The 23,014-nt window shown below is 40.1% G+C and carries 21 protein-coding genes and 1 pseudogene; 4 read left to right on the forward strand and 18 right to left on the reverse strand.

Going from position 1 to position 23,014, the window contains the following annotated elements; all coding sequences use genetic code 11:
* Window positions 1-43 precede the first annotated feature (43 nt).
* From GS400_RS12160 to gltB, 13 genes are all read right to left on the reverse strand, one after another.
* A complete protein-coding gene (locus GS400_RS12160; RefSeq protein ID WP_160102154.1) occupies window positions 44-820 on the reverse strand; it encodes an enoyl-CoA hydratase-related protein in 777 nt (258 codons plus the stop codon).
* Window positions 821-836: 16 nt separating this feature from the next.
* Entirely contained in the window at window positions 837-2,036 is a 1,200-nt protein-coding gene (locus tag GS400_RS12165; RefSeq protein ID WP_160102156.1) for an acetyl-CoA C-acyltransferase, read from the reverse strand.
* A 14-nt stretch (window positions 2,037-2,050) separates the two neighbouring features.
* Complete coding sequence (locus GS400_RS12170; RefSeq protein WP_160102158.1) at window positions 2,051-2,902, reverse strand: 3-hydroxyacyl-CoA dehydrogenase; 852 nt, start codon at window positions 2,900-2,902, stop codon at window positions 2,051-2,053.
* Between the two features lie 214 nt (window positions 2,903-3,116).
* On the reverse strand, window positions 3,117-3,890 hold the full coding sequence (locus GS400_RS12175; RefSeq protein ID WP_160102160.1) for an enoyl-CoA hydratase-related protein: 774 nt from the start codon (window positions 3,888-3,890) through the stop codon (window positions 3,117-3,119).
* A gap of 10 nt (window positions 3,891-3,900) precedes the next feature.
* Window positions 3,901-4,677 carry an enoyl-CoA hydratase/isomerase family protein gene (locus GS400_RS12180; protein ID WP_160102162.1) on the reverse strand — a complete coding sequence of 259 codons (777 nt, stop codon included), beginning with the start codon at window positions 4,675-4,677 and terminating at the stop codon, window positions 3,901-3,903.
* A complete protein-coding gene (locus tag GS400_RS12185; protein ID WP_160102163.1) occupies window positions 4,670-4,978 on the reverse strand; it encodes an EthD family reductase in 309 nt (102 codons plus the stop codon). The genes GS400_RS12180 and GS400_RS12185 overlap by 8 nt, the downstream gene beginning before the upstream one ends.
* Window positions 4,979-5,037: 59 nt before the next feature.
* On the reverse strand, window positions 5,038-5,523 hold the full coding sequence (gene paaD / locus GS400_RS12190; protein ID WP_160102165.1) for a 1,2-phenylacetyl-CoA epoxidase subunit PaaD: 486 nt from the start codon (window positions 5,521-5,523) through the stop codon (window positions 5,038-5,040).
* A gap of 46 nt (window positions 5,524-5,569) precedes the next feature.
* Window positions 5,570-6,385 (reverse strand): 1,2-phenylacetyl-CoA epoxidase subunit PaaC, encoded by an 816-nt coding sequence (gene paaC / locus GS400_RS12195; RefSeq protein ID WP_160102167.1) that lies wholly within the window; start codon window positions 6,383-6,385, stop codon window positions 5,570-5,572.
* Window positions 6,385-6,732, reverse strand: a complete 348-nt coding sequence (gene paaB, locus GS400_RS12200) for a 1,2-phenylacetyl-CoA epoxidase subunit PaaB (RefSeq protein ID WP_160102169.1) — start codon at window positions 6,730-6,732, stop codon at window positions 6,385-6,387. The genes paaC and paaB overlap by 1 nt, the downstream gene beginning before the upstream one ends.
* A gap of 34 nt (window positions 6,733-6,766) precedes the next feature.
* The gene (paaA, locus tag GS400_RS12205) at window positions 6,767-7,735 is read right to left on the reverse strand and encodes a 1,2-phenylacetyl-CoA epoxidase subunit PaaA (RefSeq protein WP_160102171.1); all 969 of its coding nucleotides are present in this window, start codon (window positions 7,733-7,735) and stop codon (window positions 6,767-6,769) included.
* A 492-nt stretch (window positions 7,736-8,227) separates the two neighbouring features.
* Window positions 8,228-8,623 carry a hypothetical protein gene (locus GS400_RS12210; protein WP_160102173.1) on the reverse strand — a complete coding sequence of 132 codons (396 nt, stop codon included), beginning with the start codon at window positions 8,621-8,623 and terminating at the stop codon, window positions 8,228-8,230.
* A 65-nt stretch (window positions 8,624-8,688) separates the two neighbouring features.
* On the reverse strand, window positions 8,689-10,173 hold the full coding sequence (locus GS400_RS12215) for a glutamate synthase subunit beta (RefSeq protein WP_160102175.1): 1,485 nt from the start codon (window positions 10,171-10,173) through the stop codon (window positions 8,689-8,691).
* Window positions 10,174-10,189: 16 nt separating this feature from the next.
* Window positions 10,190-14,740: a glutamate synthase large subunit gene (gene gltB / locus GS400_RS12220; protein ID WP_160102177.1), complete on the reverse strand. Its 4,551-nt coding sequence runs from the start codon at window positions 14,738-14,740 to the stop codon at window positions 10,190-10,192.
* A 150-nt stretch (window positions 14,741-14,890) separates the two neighbouring features.
* On the opposite strand from gltB, the gene GS400_RS12225 reads away from it, so the two are divergent.
* The 3 genes and pseudogenes from GS400_RS12225 (at window position 14,891) to guaC (ending at window position 17,796) form a co-directional block, all read left to right on the forward strand.
* Window positions 14,891-15,793, forward strand: coding sequence for a glutamate biosynthesis transcriptional regulator GltC (locus tag GS400_RS12225; protein ID WP_160102179.1), 903 nt, complete (start codon window positions 14,891-14,893; stop codon window positions 15,791-15,793).
* A gap of 317 nt (window positions 15,794-16,110) precedes the next feature.
* Window positions 16,111-16,647 (forward strand): annotated as a pseudogene (locus tag GS400_RS12230) (IMP dehydrogenase); the annotation flags it as partial.
* A gap of 171 nt (window positions 16,648-16,818) precedes the next feature.
* On the forward strand, window positions 16,819-17,796 hold the full coding sequence (gene guaC / locus GS400_RS12235; RefSeq protein WP_160102181.1) for a GMP reductase: 978 nt from the start codon (window positions 16,819-16,821) through the stop codon (window positions 17,794-17,796).
* A gap of 460 nt (window positions 17,797-18,256) precedes the next feature.
* On the opposite strand, the gene GS400_RS12240 is transcribed toward guaC, so the two are convergent.
* Window positions 18,257-18,514 (reverse strand): hypothetical protein, encoded by a 258-nt coding sequence (locus GS400_RS12240; RefSeq protein ID WP_160102183.1) that lies wholly within the window; start codon window positions 18,512-18,514, stop codon window positions 18,257-18,259.
* Between the two features lie 522 nt (window positions 18,515-19,036).
* Here GS400_RS12240 and GS400_RS12245 point away from each other — a divergent pair.
* Window positions 19,037-20,239 (forward strand): IS110 family RNA-guided transposase, encoded by a 1,203-nt coding sequence (locus GS400_RS12245; RefSeq protein ID WP_160102185.1) that lies wholly within the window; start codon window positions 19,037-19,039, stop codon window positions 20,237-20,239.
* A 224-nt stretch (window positions 20,240-20,463) separates the two neighbouring features.
* Here the strand turns inward: GS400_RS12245 and GS400_RS12250 are convergent, their stop codons facing one another.
* From GS400_RS12250 to GS400_RS12265, 4 genes are read right to left on the reverse strand one after another with little or no spacing between them, the layout of a single operon-like run.
* On the reverse strand, window positions 20,464-21,120 hold the full coding sequence (locus GS400_RS12250; protein WP_027447704.1) for a uridine kinase family protein: 657 nt from the start codon (window positions 21,118-21,120) through the stop codon (window positions 20,464-20,466).
* Between the two features lie 44 nt (window positions 21,121-21,164).
* The gene (locus tag GS400_RS12255) at window positions 21,165-21,767 is read right to left on the reverse strand and encodes a histidine phosphatase family protein (RefSeq protein WP_027447703.1); all 603 of its coding nucleotides are present in this window, start codon (window positions 21,765-21,767) and stop codon (window positions 21,165-21,167) included.
* A 46-nt stretch (window positions 21,768-21,813) separates the two neighbouring features.
* The gene (locus GS400_RS12260; RefSeq protein WP_027447702.1) at window positions 21,814-22,275 is read right to left on the reverse strand and encodes an NUDIX domain-containing protein; all 462 of its coding nucleotides are present in this window, start codon (window positions 22,273-22,275) and stop codon (window positions 21,814-21,816) included.
* 31 nt (window positions 22,276-22,306) lie between these two features.
* Window positions 22,307-22,792: an HIT family protein gene (locus GS400_RS12265; RefSeq protein WP_027447701.1), complete on the reverse strand. Its 486-nt coding sequence runs from the start codon at window positions 22,790-22,792 to the stop codon at window positions 22,307-22,309.
* Window positions 22,793-23,014 lie beyond the last annotated feature (222 nt).

Raw genomic sequence — 23,014 nt, forward strand, 5'->3', positions numbered from 1 at the left:
TTTTATCAAATCTATATCCTTCAAACAATGAAAGTCTGAAGTCTTACTTCCCTTCGAAGACTGGATTTCGTTTTTCTTTAAATGCATCAAGAGCCTCAATACGATCTGTTGTAGGAATCGTAACTTCATAGGCTTTAGATTCAATGGCCATACCTGTTTGCAGGTCCACTTCGACACCCTTACTGATTGCATATTTAGCTTGTTGAACCGCCACAGGCCCGTTTGCCATGATTTGTTCAGCCAATGTCTCACAGGAATGCATCAGATTATCTCTTCCTACGACTTTAAGAAGAATGCCGTACTCATAAGCTTCTTCAGAAGTTAATTTTTTGGCAGTCAAAATTAACTCTTTCGCTCGCATTTCACCGATTAAGCGAGGTAAACGCTGTGTCCCGCCTGCTCCAGGTATGATCGCCCAGCTTAGCTCAGTGAGACCCATTTTTGTATCATTTACTGCAATACGGAAGTCACAAGCAAGCATCAGCTCAAAACCTCCACCAAATGCGTAGCCATTAACAGCCGCAATTGTTGGTTGAGGTAATTCAGCTACAGCGTTAAAAACGTCACGAATTTTTTTGACGTTTCGACGAACTTGCGCTTCGGTTAGAGTACGTCTCTCCTTTAAATCGGCACCAGCACTAAATGCTTTTTCTCCTGCTCCCGTAAAAATCACGACACGGACTTCAGGGTTTACATGAATATCAGAAACGATCTCCCCTAATTGATGTAAGGTATCGTAATTAAAGCAGTTTAAAGCATCAGGTCGATTCAGTGTTACGTATGCAATGTGTTCTTTAATTTCATATTGGATTGAACTCAAAGCTTCCCCCTCCTCCTTATACGTTTTCAACGATCGTCGCGATTCCTTGACCTACCCCGACACACATTGTAGCGAGTCCGTACTCGACATCTCTCTTTTTCATTTCGTGAACAAGCGTTGTCAAAATACGAGCTCCACTTGCGCCTAATGGGTGACCAAACGCAATAGCTCCTCCATTAACGTTTACACGAGAAGGATCTAATTCTAGTTGATTCATACATTCAAGTGATTGAGAGGCAAATGCTTCATTTAATTCTACTAATCCTAGTTGATCAACAGAAACGCTGGAACGTTGAATCGCTTTTCTCGTCGCATAGATAGGACCTAAACCCATCACAGCAGGCTCTAGTCCAGCAGTAGCTGAAACCTTATATTTTACAAGTGGTTTTAAACCAAGTTCTTTCGCTTTATCTGCTGTCATAATGAGTAAGGCAGATGCACCATCATTGATACCGGACGCATTTCCAGCTGTAATCGTTCCACCTGGGAAAAGAGGATTCAATTTTGCTAATTTTTCAGGTGTAGTGGTTGGTCTTGGGTGTTCATCTTCTGATACCACAATTTCATTTCCTTTTCGGTCCTGATAGACAACAGGAACAATTTCCTCAGCAAAACGTCCAGTTTCCATCGCTTTTTTGGCTCTTTGTTGGCTCTCATATGCGAATGCATCTTGATCTTCACGGGATACGTGATGCAGTTTCGCTACATTTTCAGCCGTTTCTGGCATGGAGTCTGTCCCGTACATTTCTGCTAGCTTATCATTCACAAAACGCCAGCCAATTGTCGTATCGAACATTTCCATATTGCCACGCGGGAATTCTTTTTCAGGCTTTCCCATCACATAAGGTGCGCGCGTCATGCTTTCTGTACCACCAGCAATGAAGATATCTCCTTCTCCTACCATAGCTGCACGCGCAGCATAGTTTACGGCGTCTAAACCAGAGCCGCACAAGCGATTAATCGTTGTTCCAGCTACACCAACTGGAAGTCCTGCAAGTAAAGCAGACATACGAGCTACGTTTCGGTTGTCTTCACCTGCTTGGTTAGCGTTTCCTAAAATAACTTCTTCAATTTCTTCAGCAGGTACATCCGGATTTCGTTCTAAAAGTGCTTTAATAACAATCGCCCCTAAGTCATCAGGACGAATGGATTTTAGTGCTCCTTTGTAACGACCGATTGGCGTTCTCAAAGCATCGACAATCACTACTTCTCTCATGATTCTCATCCCTTCTATTCTGTGTAGTCGTACACGCCTTTTCCTGTTTTACGACCGTGGCGGCCAGCTTTCACGTATTGTTCAAGCAATGGTGCTGGACGATATTTTTCCCCAAGTTTTTCGTGTAGGTATTTTAAGTTATTCAGACGAGCGTCTAATCCAACAAGATCACCGAGTTCAAAAGGCCCCATTGGATAGTTCAATCCCATTTTGATCGCTTTATCAATTTCTTCTGGAGAACCTACACCTTCCTGCAGCATATAGAATGCTTCATTACCGACAAGTGCACTAATTCGACTCGTCACAAAGCCAGGAAATTCGTTCACTACAACGGTTTCTTTGCCCATTTTTTCAGCGGTTTCTTTAATCACTTGTGCTGTTTCGTCTGATGTTTCTAAGCCACGGACAATTTCAACGAGTGGCATTTTATGTACAGGGTTGAAAAAGTGCATGGCTATAACCATTTCAGGTCGCTTCGTATAAGAACCGATTTCCGTTGGGCTCATTGTGGATGTGTTTGTTGCAAAATAACAAGATGCTGGTGCGTGCTCATCAATCGCATTAAATACGCTTTGCTTGATTTCAGCTTTTTCAGGTACCGCTTCAATGATCAGATTTGCTTGACCCGCAGCTTCTGCTAGATTGGTAGAGTACGAGAGATTACTCTTTGATTTTTGCATATTTTCTTCTGATAATTTTCCACGATCAACGCCTTTTTGGAAGATCGAGGAGAGTTCTTGTTCTGCGTTTTGTAGTTGTTCATCTTTTATATCTACAAGTGTAGTATTAAATCCGCCACAGGCACTGACATAAGCAATCCCTCGTCCCATTACACCTGAACCGATTACGACAACGTTTTGGATCATGATTTGTTCCTCCTTTATGTAATTAGAAGATCGTTATGGACGTATATTCCGTTAGCTATCAATTAAAAGAAAAAGAATGCAAACACAGCCATCTGGTGTGCTCGCATTCTTTACACTTCGAAATCAAACGTCTACTAGATTCATTGGACGATTTTCTTACGATGAAAGAATGCTGATCATTTCTTATATAATCTAGTTCACGTCCAAATCCAGATTATTTTCCTTGGAAAGCCGGCTTACGCTTATCGATAAAGGCTTGAACGCCTTCCTCAAAATCATCAGTAAGTCCTGCGATGCGCTGACCATATGCTTCTTTTTCTAGGTACTCATCAAATGTTGTGTTCCAGCTTGCTTTGATTGAGCGTTTAATGAGGCCAATCGCTTTTGTCGGCATAGCGGCTAGTCGACCAGCGAATCCATTCACTTCGTCTTCCCAATTATCGGAGGATACAAGCTTGGTTAGGAGACCGTATTCTTGAGCCGTTTCAGCAGAGATCTTATCTCCCAATACAGCCAATTCCATCGCTTTAGCCTCTCCGATCAATTTTGGTAAGTAATAAAGGTTTGCTGCATCTGGAACTAAACCAATGTGAATGAACGCTTGGATGAAGCTCGATTTTTCCGATGCAATTCGGAAGTCACATGCAAGAGCTAAACTAAATCCAGCTCCAGCTGCAACACCGTTTACTGCAGCAATAACAGGCTTTTCACAACGTTCGATTTCTCGCACCATTGGATGGTAGTTATTGCGCAACACTTCACCAAAGTCAGCTGATTCTCCCACATCCTTTAAATCTTGACCGGAGCAAAACGCTCGGCCTGCTCCTGTAATGACAATGCAGCGAACGTCCGAGTCACCCGATGCTTGTTTAACAGCTTTACGTACGTCATCATTCAGTTGTTTTGTAAAAGCATTTAGACTATCAGGACGGTTCAAGGTAATCGTCGCGACACCTTGGTCCACGTTATACAAAATGGTTTCGTACATGCGATCACCTCTACTTTCCTTTGAATTGCGGTTTGCGTTTTTCGATAAATGCGTTCATTCCTTCTGTTTGATCCTCGGATGAGAAGAGCAGGTAGAAGTTTTTACGTTCAAACTTCATCCCTTCATCAAGTGGATAATCGACCGCTTTATCAACAGATTCTTTGATTAAGCGAACAGCTAATGGAGGCTGCTTTGCTACTTTTTTGGCGAACTTCATGGTTTCTTCTATGAGTAATTCAGGAGCAATTAATCGATTGACGATGCCATAATGTAGCGCTTCATCTGCTGACATCTTTTCTCCTGTCCATAACCATTCTAGTGCTTTTTTCTTGCCCATAATTTTCGTTAGGTGTTGGGTTCCACCAGCCCCTGGCATAACGCCAAGATTCACTTCAGGAAATCCAAACTGACTTGTTTCCGTAGCAAAAAGCATGTCACAGGATAAAGCCAATTCAAATCCTCCACCTAAGGCAAATCCATTCACGGCACCAATGACAGGCTTTTTCACCTGTAGCATTTGATCCCATTCAGCAAATTGATCCAAGAGTTCAAGATCAATCGGAGAATCCTGGGCCATTTCATCGATATCTGCCCCAGCTGCAAAAGCACGTCCTTTTCCAGTTAGAACGATTACTTTCACATGGTCGTCACGATCGAACTCTTTCATAGTAGATACGAGCTCTGACACCATGCCTCGGTTAATCGCATTGAGTACCTCAGGACGATTTAACTCAATGAAACCAACGCCATCAATGATCGTCGTTTCAATGAATTCAAACTTACTCATCGATCTCTTCACCAATCATCATCGTTACAAGATCGCCAGCAAAACTCATCACATCTTTACCAGATGCTTTTGCTTCGTCGGTTTTCATCGCTTCTTGGAAAGCTTCCATAGAATCATAGTACATCTCCGCCATTAAATAGTACTTCGCTTCTCCACCCATTGGAGAACCATGCATCTTTGTAACTTTCATGTCACGAAGTCCAGGAATCTTCGCAGTTAATGGACCGTGTGTGTTAAAGTAGTGCTCATCAAATGCTTCTTTATCTTCTGGGTGTTTGTACAATGCGATCATTTTAATCATTAGGATTCATCCCCTTTAAATATTATGTAAAGCGAGGCCTTGGAAAAGCCTCACTCATACTACATGATTGTAGATACTGGCTTCATGGCTTCAAATGGATTTTTACAGCCTTTACAATACAAAATGCTTCGGCAGGCAGTTGGTCCAAAAATGTTTTCCATTGTGGTGTAAGTGGATCCACAATACGGGCAATCCACATGCCATTCTCCATTTTCTAAGTGCGTTGGTGGCGGTGCGATTCCGAATTCACGTAAACGCACATGTCCTTGCTCCGTAATCCGATCCGACGTCCAAGGCGGATTGTTGATGAACTTCACCTCAACCGATTCAACACCATCAACTTTATAGAGTGCTTCTTCCACATTCTTTTGAATGATTTCGAGTGCCGGGCACCCCATAAAAGTAGGCAGCATTTTGACGGATACGTGACCCTCTTCAAAAGATACATCTTCCACCATCCCTAAATCGATCACGCTCACTGTATCGATCTCAGGGTCTTTCACAGATTCTAGACTCGTCATCAAACTGTCTTTCACTAGAGTCATAGATTCATCGCCTCCTTTTTATGATATTTCTCCGTTGCGAGGCGTATTACCATGTAGCGGCAGGATCTTGTCGGTACACTTCTGTTAACGTGTCAATTGCGGAATCTAAATCCTCCGTGTGCTCACCTGCTCGCCCATCTCCACGCTTCATGCCCAGTGCTTTAGGCATCTCTATATTTAATGATTCGAAAATAGGTTTTATTTCTTGTAACCATCTTTTTCGTTGAAATTCTTCTCCCTCAATCAATCCGTGCTTGGTGATTTCATCTTCTTTGGGCCCAAGTGTGAGAACGCCTCCGAAATCTTCAAGTACTGTTTCGACCGCTGTTAACATGCGTTCGCGTGCTTCTCCCTGTGTGCCGGTAAGCTGCATGAACCATGTTTTCCAGTGCATGTGGTGGTAGTACAGCTCCATGTTCACTTTCACAGCTACATGCTGCAGAGGCTCATAGGATGATTGTTTAACAGATTCCATTTTGATTTTCTTCGCTAGCGTATAGAAGTAGTGACGTACGACTGCAAAAGCCCAGTCATAGCGCGGCTCTTTTAAATAATGACCTGGTCCATTCACTTCTTCTAAGATGATGGCGTTTTTGCGTTCAGCTGGTGTACGACCATGCGCTAGGTGATCAGCATCGCCTTCACCTAACTCCTCTAACAGTTGATAAAACATCGTAGCGTGCCCCATTGTATCCTGACTGATGGATGAAAAAGCTACGTCTTCTTCAATGTGGGGAGCTAATCCAAGCCATTCTGAGCCACGGTAAGCGACGATAAAATCATCATCTGCTAATTGGTACAATAGCTCAGTTAACGCACTTTTATAGGATGCATCTTGTTTTGCTTCTTCTACGGTTTTCATTAGTCATCCCCTCCCCATGAAAGGATCTCTTTTTCATCAAGCATGTTTTGCTCGTAGTCACGCCATTTCTTTTTCAAATAGCCGTACCCTTTCGTATTTCGGTAGTCCTTGTTATCCAAGCGCTGAAGTCCTTCACGTTCCTCCTGATCTAGCATACGAATATCTGAACGTTTCACAACCCAGATATCAGCTACTGGCTCACGTCTCATGAAGTTCTCCTGAGCCATTACGATTGCTAATTCTTCATTCGGTGCCAGTAAGCTGAACTGGTGCTGAAAAGGAGATTTAAATGTACGCTTACTAAACACTTCATATTCTTGGTAAAACCCTTTACCTGATTCGTCCATAAAAAGACCTCCTCACATTTATGTCTAGTTCAAATTAGATTGCTTGATTATCTGGACTAAGTGCTTTACGAACCCATGCGTTTTGTTCGTAAGAGTTTTTGCGCAGATCAAGACGATCCTTCGACTTTGGTCCATTGTTTTTCACGATATTTTTAAATTCATTCCAGTCTGGCTGCTGGTACACCCAAGTTTCATTTTCTTTGTCATAGTGCATCGTCTGATCTGGAAGCTCTAAGCCAAGAGAAAGGATTCTCGGAACATATTTTGAAAAGAAATCCTGACGAAGCTGTTCGTTGGTTTTCGTACGGATTTTGTATTTAACTGTGATATCTTGCTTGGATGAACCTGTTGTATCTGCTGATGCAGGTCCGAAGAACATAAGTAAGGATTCCCACCAGCGATTTAGAGAATCTTGGATAAGCGCTTTTTGTTCCTCTGTCCCTTCAGCAAGAGCCATGATGATTGCCTCACCGTGCTGTGCGTGGAAAACTTCCTCTGCACAAATACGTTGAAGTGCACGTGCGTATGGTCCATAAGACGCTTTTAACATGTTCGTTTGCGTCATAATAGCCGCTCCATCAACAAGCCAGCCGATTAAACCTGCGTCTCCCCAAGTTGGTGCAGGCATATGGAAAACGTTGTGGAACTTCAGACGACCTGTAAATAGATCCTGCATAATATCTTCTCGGTTTCTTCCGTAAGGCTTCATTAGGTCTTCAGCTACACGTAGTAACAGCTGACCATGCCCCATCTCATCTTGAACCTTGGCCATAATACCTAACTTACGGCGAAGAGTTGGAGCTTTCGGAACCCACTCTTTTTCAGGAAGTGCGCCCATGATCTCACTTATTCCGTGCATGGAAATGAGTTTGATTAACGTTTGGCGGTACTCCTCTGGCATCCAATCATCTGCTTCAATTTTTTCTCCTGCTTCAATACGCTTCATAAAATGCTCATACTTCTCTTCATCTGACAAACGCTCAAATGATGTTAAGACATCCATTTTATGACCTCCTCTTTTCATTACATCAAAATTACGATGTTGAATCTTTATGTTACATAACTGAGAACAACTTGAGAGATTGATTAGTCTGTATAGGATCGGGCTATTTTCTTTATGTAGGTTGGTGACAATGAATTTTATGAGTTATGTTGAATGACTAGAGCTTGTTTTAAAGCGCTTTCATTTTTGTTTTGAAAATAAGCCACACCTAAGCGCCCTTTCGTATGACAAAAATAAATCGTTCTATTATATTTGTGTAATATCTTTATCATAACCTTACCGTTTAAAGGGATTTCTGTCAATCTATTTATCTGAAAATTTTGATGAATGGATGATACGTTGTGGGGATAGTCTTGTGATTTTCTAGTAGTGTGGTTGAGGTGCCGTTTTTTATAGTGGAAAGGTGTTGGGGGTAGCTCTTTTCTTGGGTTCAGGCGCTCTTCCCTCTGATTCTGGCGCTCTTTTCCCGGATTCAGGCGCTCTCTCCTGGTTTCAGGCGCTCTCCCCTGGTTTCAGGCGCTCTTTTCCCGGATTCTGGCTCTCTCTCCTCTGATTCTGGCGCTCTACCCTCTGATTCAGGCGCTCTTCCCCAGATTCAGGCGCTCTTTCACCAGATTCAGGCGCTCTTCCCTCTGATTCAGGCGCTCTTCCCTCTGATTCAGGCGCTCTATCCTCAGATCCAGGCGCTCTTTCACCAGATTCAGGCGCTCTCCCCTCTGATTCAGGCGCTCTCCCCTCTGATTCAGGCGCTCTCCCCTCTGATTCAGGCGCTCTCCCCTCTGATTCAGGCGCTCTTTCACCAGATTCAGGCGCTCTTCCCTCTGATTCAGGCGCTCTTCCCTCTGATTCAGGCGCTCTTTTCCCGGATTCTGGCGCTTCTCCCTCCAATTCAGGCTTTAAACCTCATTCCAAAAAAATAAGGCCTCCCCTCCTAAAGGAGAGAAGACCTCATCTTATGATGGCAAATAAGAAACACCCATTAAATATTCATCTACCTCACGAGCGACTTCACGTCCTTCATTAATCGCCCAAACAATCAAGCTTTGACCTCTTCTGGCATCACCAGCTGAGAAGACACCTTCTACATTCGTTGTGTACTCTCCATATTTCGCATCCACGCAGCTTCTCTCAGTAGTATTGACACCAAAATGTTTCAATACCGGTTGTTCTGGTCCTTCGAAGCCAATGGCGATGAATACGTGCTGGGCAGGCCATACTTGTTCTGTTCCCGGAATTTCCCGATGAACGAACCCTCTGTTTTCATCTTTAACCTTTTCCAATTGGATCGTGTGAAGCTCTTTCAAATCCCCGTTTTCGTCCTTTATAAATTCTTTCGTTTGAATGGAATAACGGCGTGGATCTTTTCCGAACTCCCCTTCTGCCTCTTTATAGGCGTAATCCAATGTGTACACATCAGGTGGCTCAGGCCATAAGTTATCCTCTGTCCTTTTGAGTGGCTTTTGTGGGTGCTTACCAAATTGCACAACACTCTTACATTTTTGTCGAAGGGCTGTGGCAACACAGTCAGCTCCTGTGTCTCCACCTCCGATTACAATAACGTCTTTTCCTTCTACATTAATGTATTGATCTTGAGTATCTTCATTGAATAACTTTTGCGTTGAGGCTGTTAGATAGTCCATCGCATAATGGATGCCTTTAGAGTCACGCCCAGGTATGTTCATATCACGTTGTTTTTGAGCTCCTGTACATAAAATGACTGCATCGTGCTGATTTTGTAATTCTTCAGCCGTAATGTCTTTCCCAACCTCTGTATTCGTTACAAAATGAATCTCTTCTTGCTCTAACAAATCAATCCGGCGTTGAACAATTTCCTTCTCAAGCTTCATATTTGGAATACCGTATGTTAACAATCCACCAGCACGGTTTGATCGTTCATAAACAGTTACGGAATGCCCCGCTTGATTCAGTTGGTCTGCTGCAGCTAAACCAGCTGGTCCAGAGCCAATCACCGCAATACTTTTCCCTGTTCTATCCTCTGGAATACGGGGCGTAATCCACCCATTTTCAAAGCCTTTATCAATAATCGTACGTTCAATATCTTTGATAGCTACAGCTGGGTCAGAAATAGCTAGTGTACATCCCCCTTCACAAGGAGCGGGGCAAACCCGCCCTGTGAATTCAGGAAAGTTGTTTGTTTTTTGCAGCTTTTCTAAAGCTTCCTTCCACCTTCCACGATAGACAAGGTCGTTCCATTCAGGGATCAGGTTGTTGATAGGACACCCTGTTGCCACACCTTTAATCTCCATCCCCGTGTGACAAAAAGGAGTGCCGCAGTCCATACAGCGAGCTCCTTGCCTTTTCAGTTCCTCATCCGAGAAAGGGGCAACGTATTCATTCCAGTCCTTTATACGTTCACCAGGGTTTCTTTTCGTTGCTTCTTCACGAGCTATCTCCATAAATCCAGTTGCTTTCCCCATTTTCCTCTCTCCTTTCCTACTTCCCTACTACTAAAGGGGGAGTGTTTGGTGTCTTTTTCTTCTCTGAAAATTTCTCTTCAAAAGCGCTTAGACTAGCTTCTTTTTCAGATAATCCGCTCGCTCTTTTCTCTTCAATTTGTTGTAGCATGAGCTTGTAGTCATGTGGGATAACCTTCACAAATTTTCTCACGGATTCGTTCCAATGATTTAGTAAGTGAGCTGCTTTTAAACTACCTGTATGCGTGTAGTGAGCGTGAATCATTTGTTGAAGTTCTGTGATTTCTTCTAGATCTGACATATCTTCAAAATCGATCATCTCTTGGTTGCACAGATGCTTAAATGTTTCTCGATCTTCTGATAGAACGTAAGCTATACCACCTGACATACCAGCTGCGAAATTTTTACCGACATCACCTAAGACAGCGACTCGACCTCCTGTCATGTATTCACAACCGTGGTCACCGATACCTTCTACAACCACATTAGCTCCACTATTTCGCACAGCAAAACGTTCTCCTGCCTGACCATTAATATAGGCTTCACCTGATGTAGCTCCATAAAAAGCAACATTTCCGATGATGACGTCGCTGTTTGATTTCGGTACATCCTGATGCTTGGCGATCGAGATTTTTCCGCCAGATAAACCTTTTCCTACGTAGTCGTTCGCATCACCCGTTAGGGAAAGCGATAGACCTCTCGGAATGAATGCACCAAAACTTTGACCTGCTGATCCAGTAAAACGAAGTGAAATCGTATCAGTTGGTAAGCCTTCTTCACCGTATCGTTTAGAAATTTCACTACCTACAATGGTTCCTACAGTACGGTAAATATTTCGGATCGAGAACTCAGCAGTCATTGGTTTCCCTGTTGCAATGGATGTGGAGACCGCTGGAAGTAGCTCCTTGATATCTAATGATTCCTCAATACGATGATTCTGCTCTTTAATGCAAGTACGCTCTCCTTCTGGTTGATAAATGAGTTTCGAAAGATCTAAAGTACGAGCTTTCGGATGGTTTTTCGCTCGTTCACTTACAGATAATACATCCGTACGCCCTACCATTTCTTTAACGGTGCGGAAACCGAGTTCAGCCATGATCTCTCTCATCTCTTCTGCAACGAAATACATGTAATTTACAATGTGTTCCGCTTGACCGGAGAATTTTTTACGTAGTTCAGGGCTTTGTGTAGCAACACCAACTGGACATGTATCCTTGTGACAAACACGCATCATTACACAACCGAGAACGACAAGTGGCGCAGTTGCAAATCCATACTCTTCAGCACCTAGTAAGGATGCCATAACGACATCTTTACCGGTCATCAACTTTCCATCCGTCTCTAATGTCACACGATCACGAAGACCATTTAACATAAGGGTTTGATGGGTTTCAGATAGTCCAAGCTCCCAAGGCAGACCAGCGTGCTTGATACTTGTTTTCGGTGATGCACCTGTACCGCCATCATATCCACTCACTGCAATAACATCTGCTGCACCTTTAGCAACACCAGCTGCAATGGTTCCAATGCCCGACTTCGCTACAAGCTTCACACTAATGCGAGCGTCACGATTGGAGTTTTTCAAATCATAAATGAGCTGCGCTAAGTCTTCAATTGAGTAGATGTCATGGTGTGGTGGTGGGGAGATAAGCCCAACACCTGTCGTAGAACCTCGTACTTTACCAATCCAAGGATATACTTTTTTACCTGGCAACTGTCCACCTTCACCTGGTTTAGCACCTTGAGCAACCTTGATCTGAAGTTCATCCGAATTCACAAGGTAGTGACTATTAACACCGAAACGTCCAGATGCAATTTGTTTAATGGCACTTCTACGTAAGTCTCCGTTTTCGTCTAATTCGAAGCGACTTGGATCTTCGCCTCCTTCACCACTGTTACTTTTACCACCAATTCGGTTCATAGCAATGGCTAGGGCTTCGTGCGCCTCTTGACTCAAGGAACCGTAAGACATTGCACCTGTTTTAAACCGTTTCACAATTGAATCCGCCGACTCCACCTCTTCTAACGGGATGGATGGTGAGTCTTTTTTAAAGGAAAATAAATTTCTCAGAAAACTCATGCGTTCCTCGTTCGCTGCTTCGGAGTACTCTTTAAATAATTCATAGTCATTTCTGCGACAAGCCCACTGAAGCTTATGAATGGTCGTCGGGTTGAAAGCATGGAACTCGCCATTCTTTCTCCATTGAAAATCACTGCCTGATTCTAATGTTTGGTTAATCGTGTCCTGGTGAGCCTGATCATGACGGTCTTTCGCTTCCTTCGCAATTGCATTGAGACCGATTCCATCAAGCTGCGATACAGTTCCTGTGAAATAACGATCAATGACGCTTTGACCAATTCCAACAGCCTCAAAAATTTGAGCACCTCTATAACTTTGAACTGTTGAAATCCCCATTTTGGACATGACTTTAACAATTCCTGTAGTTACATTTTTGCGATATTTTTGAACAGCTTCTTCTGCTGATAATTCTAATGATCCTTCCTCTGCTACCTGATCAAAGGTTTCATAGGCCAAATAAGGATAAATGGCATCTGCTCCATATCCAATTAACGAAGCATAATGGTGGACTTCTCTTGTCTCACCTGACTCAACTACGATACTCACTTCTGTACGTTTCCGCTCTCGAACAAGGTGTTGATGTAATGCACTTGTAGCTAAAAGAGTCGGAACCGCTACCTTTTCTGCTGTCATATGTCGATCAGACAAAATCAGTATGTTCACTCCATCATCAATTGCCTCCTCTGCTTCACGGCAAATCTCATCTAATTCCGCTTCTAAGTCGTTTGTAAATAGCGCATCGATGATTCGGCTTTTGAACTCTGGATATTGATCTGATTCAATCTGTAGAAATTGACCTTCAGATAGAACCGGTGTATCAATTCGGAGACGGTGGCAATTGTCTTCACCTGGATGTAAAATATCCCCTTCTGCACCGAGATAAGTAACCGTGGATGTCACGAGTTTTTCACGAATAGAGTCAATTGGAGGATTTGTGACCTGCGCAAATAGCTGCTTAAAGTAGTTGAACAGCGATTGAGGACGGTCAGACAGAACAGCAAGAGGAGAGTCATTCCCCATGGCACCAACAGGATCTTTCCCTTCTGTGATCATCGGCACCAAATACTTATGAATATCTTCATCGGTATAACCAAAAGCTCGCTGACGCGTAAATACATCTGAAACGGAGTGGCTTTCTAACGCTGACTCTTCTTCCAATCGGATCAGATTGTCATCTAACCACTCTCGGTATGGATGTGCTTGCGAAACCTCTGACTTAACCTCGTCGTCTGAAATAATACGTCCTTGTTCTAAATCAATCAGCAACATTTTCCCTGGGCTTAGTCTATTTTTATAAGCCACATTTTCTTCCTCTACATCAATAACCCCAGCCTCAGATGAATAGATAATTTTATCGTCGTGGGTTACGTAATAACGGGCTGGTCTTAGGCCGTTTCGATCTAAAATGGCCCCAATTTGCTTTCCATCGGTAAACGTGATCGATGTTGGTCCATCCCACGGTTCCATTAGTGTACTGTGATACTCATAAAAAGCTCTCTTTTCCGGACACATGTTTTCATTCTGGGACCATGGCTCAGGAATTAACATCATCGCTGCATGAGCCGGTGAACGGCCTGCCAGTACAAAAAATTCAAATGCATTATCAAGCACGGATGAGTCGCTTCCGCTCTGATCTAAGATGGGTAAAAGCTTTTTAAAGTCATCACCAAAAGCGTCTGACACCATCTCTCGTTCACGAGCTCTCATCCAATTAATATTTCCTCTTAATGTATTGATTTCTCCGTTATGAATTAGATAACGGTTTGGGTGCGCACGTTCCCAACTTGGGAATGTGTTTGTGCTAAAGCGTGAGTGTACTAAAGAAAATGCAGATACGAAGTCCTCATCTCTTAGGTCTTCATAAAAGCCATCTACCTGCTCCGGTAGAAGCAAGCCTTTATATACAATGGTCTTGCTTGAAAAACTGGCAAAATAAAATTGACGGTCTTCTTGTTCTCCCCAGTATTCCACCTGTTTTCGAATCACATATAATTTCCTTTCAAATGAAAGTTCTTCTTCAAGACCTCCACTTGCCCCAACAAAAACTTGGCGAATAATCGGACAGCTTTTTTGTGCTGCAATTCCGATTTTTCCGACATTTACAGGTACACTTCTCCAACCAAGAACCTTTTGTCCTTCTTGTTCGATCACTTCATTTATGCGTTGTTCTTCTCTTTTTCGTTCCTCGTCGTCTGAAAAGAAGATCATGCCAACACCATATTGGCCATTGGAAGGTAAATTTATATCCGTGCACACTTTTTGAAAAAAGTCATCTGGAATTTGAACCAATAATCCTGCTCCATCTCCTGTAAATGGATCACTTCCTTGACCGCCGCGGTGATCCAATTGGCAAAGCATCTGCAAACCTTGCTGAACAATTTCATGGCTTGCATCACCTTTAATAGAAGCGTACAGACCAATTCCACATGCATCATGTTCCAATTCCGGGTGATAAAGTCCCTGGGAATTCGGTATCTGGTTGTATCTCATGATATACCTCCCATTTCTGAAATATATAATTTCTTTTTTATCCGTTAATCGGTTTAAATTTAATTGTAAGTTTTCAAACTATTTCAAACAATATATAATTTAGATTAGAATGATCTAATTTTTAGATGAATTGAATTGGAGGCCGTCACGGTGGAGTTAAAACAACTACATTATTTTATGGAAGTAGCCAAAAGAGAGCACATTTCAGAAGCAGCAGCTGATCTTCACGTCGCCCAATCTGCCATCAGTCGGCAAATCGCTAACCTTGAGTCAGAGCTTGGAGTCGACCTTTTTGTAAGAGAAGGAAGAAATATTAAGTTAACGCCAATCGGAAGAATCTTCTTTGACCATACCAAGACAGCAATGAAAGCAATAGAGCATGCCACAAAACAAGTGGAAGAATATTTGGATCCAGATCGTGGACAAATCCGTATTGGGTTCCCTACAAGTCTAGCCAATCATTCACTTCCAACGGTTATTTCATCCTTTAAAACACAACACCCAAATGTGGATTTCCATCTACGTCAAGGTTCTTATCAATATTTAATCGATTCTGTAAAAAAACGCGATATTGATTTAGCCTTCCTAGGACCGGTACCAAGAGAAGATCCTGAAATTGATAGTCATATTTTATTTACCGAAAACATTTCGGTACTCATTCCGGATGACCACCCATTAGCTGAGAGGGATCGATTGCTTTTAAGTGATTTAAAGAATGATTCGTTTGTTCTTTTTCCGGAAGGATACATTTTACGTGATATTGCTATGGATGCTTGTAAGCAAGCCGGGTTTACTCCAAACGTTTCATCTGAGGGCGTTGATTTAGATGCCATTAAGGGGCTGGTTTCTGCAGGGATGGGAGTAACGTTATTACCCGATAGTACATTTTACAGTTCTACACCTCGTTTCACGGTCAAGCTCCCTATTCAAGTTCCGGAAGTAAAGCGAACAGTCGGGATTATATCGCCAAAGAACAGGGAATTGGCTCCTTCTGAAAAAGTGTTCTATGAGTTTGTTAAAGACTTTTTCGCTAGGTTACAGAGTTATCAGTAGGACGGAGGTAATTTATATTATGGAAGGAAGCTTTCTTTAAAATCATAACTCTTTACTATTAAGTAACTAAGTAACGAAAAACCTATATCAATCAAAAAGCCGTATCACACCATATGGATACGGCTTTAAACTTGATTTTTTGCTACAAACATCCCTCACTCACCTCTAATCCAACCAGAACACGAACATTTAAACAAATTCAATGATAATCGTTCATAAAACCTTTGACATGCACTCCGTTTTCATGTAAATTACACAATGTACGAACAATTATTTTTTATAACAATAAATCATTCGTCTTTTAGGGGGTGTTTTCCGTGGAAAATGTATTTGATTATGAAGATGTTCAATTAATTCCTGCAAAATGCGTGGTTAATAGCCGTTCTGAATGTGATACTTCCATTAAACTAGGTGATCATTCTTTCAAACTACCAGTAGTCCCTGCTAATATGCAGACCATTATAGATGAAGAAGTCGCTACGTCTCTAGCTGAAAATGGATACTTTTATGTGATGCATCGTTTTGAACCCGAAACGAGAAAAGCATTTATTCAAGATATGCACTCTCGAGAGTTAATCGCATCAATTTCTGTTGGGGTGAAACAAGAAGAGTACGAATTCATTGAAGAATTAGCAAACGAAGGACTAATTCCAGAATTCATTACCATTGATATTGCTCATGGTCACTCCAATTCTGTAATGGAGATGATTCAACACATTAAAAAGCACTTACCACAAACGTTTGTAATCGCTGGTAATGTGGGAACTCCAGAAGCTGTTAGAGAATTAGAGAACGCAGGTGCTGATGCAACAAAAGTAGGGATCGGCCCAGGGAAGGTTTGTATCACAAAACTTCTGTTAACAAAAAGTATCTACTATAACTTTCTACTATAAAAAATCATCTCTTTCTTTATGTTGCTTTATTTTTTGTAAACGCAAAGTAGTTAATAAAAAGTAAATCAATTTAAGGAAAGAAAACCATTTCTTACACTTTAAATTTAAGTAACTAATATTGGAGGATTAAAAATGGATACTGTTTTTGATTATGAAGATATTCAATTAATACCAGCTAAGTCAACTGTTAATAGCCGTTCTGAATGTGAAACTTCCATAAACTTTGGTGGATATAATTTTAAATTGCCGATAGTCCCTGCAAATATGCAAACAGTCATAGATGAAAAATTAGCTGTTTATTTGGCTGTGAATGGTTATTTTTACATAATGCATCGTTTTCAACCTGAAGGTAGATTAAATTTCGTTAAATATATGAAATTGAAAGGGTTAATAGCTTCTGTAAGTGTTGGAGTCAAAAAAGAAGAATATTCTTTCATAAAAGAATTAGCTAAAGAGAATCTCACACCTGAATTTATTACAATAGATATTGCACATGGACATTCCGACACGGTAATTCAAATGATTAAATATATCAAAGAATACTTACCCAGAACCTTTGTTATTGCGGGAAATGTCGGTAGCCCTGAAGCAGTTCGTGAGTTAGAAAATGCAGGCGCTGATGCTACGAAACTTGGAGTTGGGCCTGGCCGAGCCTGTATTACGAAAGTGAAGACAGGATTTGGTACAGGGGGTTGGCAATTAGCAGCATTACGTTGGTGTTCCAAGGTAGCTACCAAACCAATCATTGCAGACGGCGGTATTCGGACTCATGGCGATATTGCAAAGTCAATTCGTTTCGGGGCTTCTATGGTAATGATCGGTTCATTATTTGCAGGTCACGAAGAATCACCAGGAACTTCTGTTGAGAATGAGGGAGTGCTTTACAAAGAATATTTCGGTTCTGCTTCTGAGTTTCAAAAGGGCGAACGAAAAAATGTAGAAGGTAAAAAACTTTTAATCGAACACAAAGGTCCCATTATTAATACTCTTAATGAAATGGAGCAAGACTTACAATCATCAATATCATACGCTGGTGGCAATAAATTAGACGCCATACGTCATGTAGATTATGTTATTGTGAGAAACTCTATTTTTAATGGGGACAGATAATATTATTTAAATAGCGGACATTATATGTATTTGGTATTAAGAAATGACCGTACACTTTTTATATTTAAAACAGACAGTAAAATATTAAGTACTTTAGTTTGGAGCACAAAAAATAAAAATGCAGTATAAAATGAGCGTTGAATTGCACGGCAATTTGATGCTCATTTTTTGTTGTTATAGCAATGTTTATGAGTGTTTTGAGTCGCTATTTGCACAATAAAATGCAAACCAAATTGCGTGCATACAATAATTATTGAAGACCTTTAATTCCATGTGCAAAAGCGAATGTAATTTCGACTACAAAAAAGGAGCAAATTCCTTATCGGAAAATGCTCCTTCTTCTTCAACGCACCCTATAGTTTAAGTATATTGTTTCACAAAATCGTTTTTGAAGTTTAATGAGATACTATATCATTATATAAAAAAACTACGAATTGACTAACTATAAATTAGAATTTGCCTACTTGATTCCTTCAGTCTTTAGCACATCAATGGCTTTTCTCAAAAAGTTTCTAGTTTGTTCTAAATTCGCAACCTTGGTATTATCAAAGTTGCTATCAGACCAGGATGTCTTGCCTTTAGAGCGTACAAGTAACTTTCCACCCTTTATTAAATAATGATACGTTGCCTTGAAATTTCTATCTCGCGAGTAGGTCGTTTTCTCAAATCCTTCATTCATATCTAAGAGTTTTTGTACGACATCTTTCGTTAATCTCATTGTTATTATCCTCCTTAAATTCCGATTTATCTGTTGGTTAAACAAGTATTGATACTTTACAGTGAAAATATATGGTATAAAAAGGTAATTCGATAATAACTCTAAAACTCCTGCTTTGTTTGTATTCGGCATTTAATTTATGTAAGAAATGGCAGTATGTTTTTTGCATATTAAAACAGACCGCAAAATAAGAGTTTTGTATAAAACTATGCATATTTTGCGGTCTGTATATTTACTGTTACTCCAGTTTAGCGCCCTCGTATATTATTATTAGTCAGATTTGTTCTGGCTTTTAATCCTCATTACCTTTTTAGGAAGGTATAATGAGGTTAAATCAGATAGAGGTTGTCGCTCTGCGCCCTTGAAGCATTGTCTTCGTGCTTAAGACTGACACCTCTTTCTTTATAGAACTATTCGTATGAGCTGGATGGTACCTAGTTGCCGTATATCGAACGAGGTTGAGTATCTATAAAGTTAAGAGGATTCCTTACATTTGATTAATCTTATATGGGTGGTATATCTATGATTTATCTTGGTATTGATATTGGAAAGCGTCATCATGAGGCCGGACTGATCAATGATAAAGGAGATTCAATCGGCAAAACAATACGCTTTGCCAACTCGAAAAAAGGCAGCGAGAAGCTTCTTAATTTCTTGAATCAACACCAGGTGACACCCGAAGATTGTGCTTGCGGTATGGAAGCTACAGGTCATTATTGGTTATCTATCTTTTCTTTCCTTCATCAGCTAGGATTCAAAGTGACAGCTTTTAATCCTATGCAATCAGATGCCTTACGTAATTTTTATATTCGCAAGACCAAAACAGATATAAAAGATGCCTACTTAATTGCACAAATTATTCGAATCGACTCTCCAGAAGCGACTCCTTTTATTGAAGAAGACCTACTTCAACTCAGACACCTAGAGAGGCTACGTTATGCTTTGGTAGATCAAAGTTCAGATGTTAAGCGTAAAATCATCGCATTACTAGATCAGGTATTTCCTGAATATGAACAAGTATTTTCTGATGTTTTCGGGCTATCCTCCAAAGAAATTCTCTTAAACTACACCTTACCTGAAGATCTTTTAGAGATTGAAACAGACAAACTAGCAGATGTGCTTTACCGGTTCAGTAAAGGACGTTACGGGATTACAAGAGCTCGATGGAAAGCTGAACACTTAAAAGAAAGTGCCCAAAATTCCTTTGGAATTTCAATAGGTACAGATGCATTTAAAATGCAAATCCATCTTCTACTTGAACAGATATCTCTATTTGAAAAGCAGTTAAATCAAATCGAAAAAGAGTTGATTGAGCTCTCGAAACGTCAACATCATTATTTGACCACCATAACAGGTGTAAGTGATGTCACAGCGGCAGTCATTTTAGGTGAAATTGGTTCTGTTGAGCGCTTTGAACATCCAAAACAATTAGTTGCTTTCGCCGGCCTGGATGCTTCTGTACATCAATCTGGTGACTTTAATAGCTCGAATACGAAACTTTCCAAAAGAGGCTCTCCTTATCTAAGACGAGCCATTTGGCAAGCTGCATTTGTAGCTAGCTTTCATGATCATGCATTATCTCTTTATTATCAAAAGTTACGTGATCGTGGAAAAGCTCACGGCACTGCGGTTGGCGCTGTTGCTCGTAAACTAACACACATCATCTTTGCGATTCTAAGAGATCAAAAGCCTTATGAACCACGCCCTCAAGTAAACGATGAGTGACAACAGCTCATGGGATTTTTAATAATAACAAGCGTGAGGTTTATTTGGCATGCCAAATTTTATTCCTTTAAACCTAAAGAAACATTGATTTAGATACTTGACTTTTTATAGCTGGTCTTATGTGGAACACTTGAATTCGAGATATCTCTATTTAGTTACTTGGCTTTATTTCATTGATTATTACAATTTTCCAGCACTATTAACACTTCTGATTCCATATCTAATTAAAACCGGTTAATTAGATAATCACCTTTTTCCATAAGAAAATTTACGTTGGAATTTTTTAAAACAACATCAAAATTTTGATGGTAAGGGTGCATAAATAACTCATATTGAATTCTACGCTCTTCATGAGATTGCCTTAAATAATTGATGTTTGTCCCTCTTTCCGAAACATCTCTAACACCTCTTCTATTTAACTCGGTATCTCCACCAGTATATAAGAAAATTTTTAAATCTAATAAATTAGGATTAATAAATGCAACGCTCATCCCTTCTACAATATTTATTTTGTTTTGTGAAGAAATTAAAGTGCTCTCCATATAATCAGTTCCTATTGTGTAAAAATTTAAACCATCTCTCATCATATTGATGTCTCTTTCTAATGCTTTTATATTATGAGCTGAGGGATGACAAGCCGTCATTTTATATTGATGATGCTCATTTTTATATTCATAGTCAATAGTAGTGTACTTTCTAAGGTGAGAACCGATAATATACGGGTCGGTATTAATATAATTCACATCATTTCGCCCCAAAATCTTTTTAAGTTTATTTGAAAAAGTTGTCTTTCCTGAAGCACCATGACCCGAAATCCCAATGATTACTTTTTGTTCTTTATTGGTTAACAGATTGGCTATATCATGTATTACCTTGTCCATAATTCCCCTCCCATTTTCGGCTAAAATTTACTTTCTTCATTAGATTATCTTAGTTGCTTTAAGGGATCTAAGTGAGAAATATTGTTTATAAAATGAACAATTTTATTTCGCTCTACTAATTCTAAAAAACTAATACTAGTGTCCCCTAATTTAAAATAGTAATCTTTAGATATCCCCATTCCAAAAAATGAACGGAGTATGCAATTTATAACACCACCATGAGCAACTATTGCAATTCGGTTGTAATTATTAACAGAAATTATTTCTGAAAATATACTTTCTATCCTCATTCTAAATTCAATATGTGATTCCCCCTCTCTATATCGTTCATGCAAATATTGGGGTTTGGGATATTTTTTTGCTTCTTCAAAGCTTAGTCCTGCTTGGACTCCATTATTAAACTCCATTAATTGTTCTTCATACTCTACTGGGCAATTAACTGTTTCTGAAAGTAGTTCTCCTGTCTCACTAGCTCTTTGTAGCGTACTTGCCCAAATAAAATCTGGTGGAAATTCTAATTTTACTTTCTTAGCCATTAAACTTACTTGTTGTCTACCTAAATCCGTTAAGGAAAAATCAGCTCTACCTTCATGAACATTTAAAATATCAGCTTCAGATTCTCCATGTCTAATCAATAATATTTCCATCTCAACAACCCCCTCATCTCTCACCATAGCCCCTTAGCTTATTAAGTTAATTAACATCTCCTAGATAAATGGGGGATTTTTCTTTATTAAAATGCTTAACGATATGTGTTCTTATCTCTTTAGGATATAGCCTATATTGCATCAATTCGGTGACATCCACCCATTCTATCCCTATTTGATGTTTATCAGGGTTGATAGGTTCTTTGTAATTTACATTATCCCTCAATTCACAAGTGAAATAGTATTCAACTTGGTGAACATCATAATCAAATGTCGAGTATTCATGATTCTTTCCAATATACTCTCGTATGTGTAAGAGTTCTTCTACGTTTATATCGTATCCAACTTCTTCAATACATTCTCTTCTTAATGCATTATGTAGTGTTTCACCATGTTCTTGACCACCACCAGGACAAAGATAAAAAAACCCTTCTTTATCTTTGTTTTTTGTAAGTAACACCCTATTTCCTTTTATTATAATGCCTTTTGCAGAATTTCTAATGTTCATTACGATCGTCCCCTTATAGTGAATTTTAAGATCACTCCTGGTTAGCTAAAAGTTCTTCTATCCCCAAACGTAACTTTTCTGAATAGAAAGGACGTTCATCTGGTTCGGTATAAGATCCTTTTGTTAGATAGAGGTTGTCGTTTTCATATCTCGGGTAAACGTGAAGATGATAATGCCATACGTCTTGATTACCAGCAGGCTCATTATGTTGTCGAGTAGAAACTCCATCACACCCATATGTGTGTTTCATTGCAAACGCTGTCATTTGAGCAGCACGATGAATCTCAGCAGCCATTTCTGCTGTAAGTTCATATATATTCTCGAAATGTTCATTAGGAACAACAAGGACATGCCCTTTGTTGTTTGGCCACCATTTGCTAGCAATAAATGCAGTTACATATTTATTCTGATAAATGATGTCTCTTTGCTTCGTTCCTTTATTATCTTTTTCAATACCTGAAACAATACGACAAAATGGACACTCATACCCTTCAGGTTTATGAGAATATAGCTTCATATCGCAGATCACTCCTCTTTATTTTCTTCATGAAACTTACCTCCTTATTTCGATAATAAACTTACGTTCTCGTGCTACTAAAAAAACACAGTCAACAGGTGTCAGGTATTACATAAGTAACAGTTATAGTTAAAATTTTCAGAAAAAACACATTGTAATATTCTAACACAATAACAATATATTTCAATTTAATTTTATGTGATCCAAACATAATAATAGAGC

The sequence above is a fragment of the Pontibacillus sp. HMF3514 genome, from assembly GCF_009858175.1.
Taxonomy (GTDB): domain Bacteria; phylum Bacillota; class Bacilli; order Bacillales; family BH030062; genus Pontibacillus.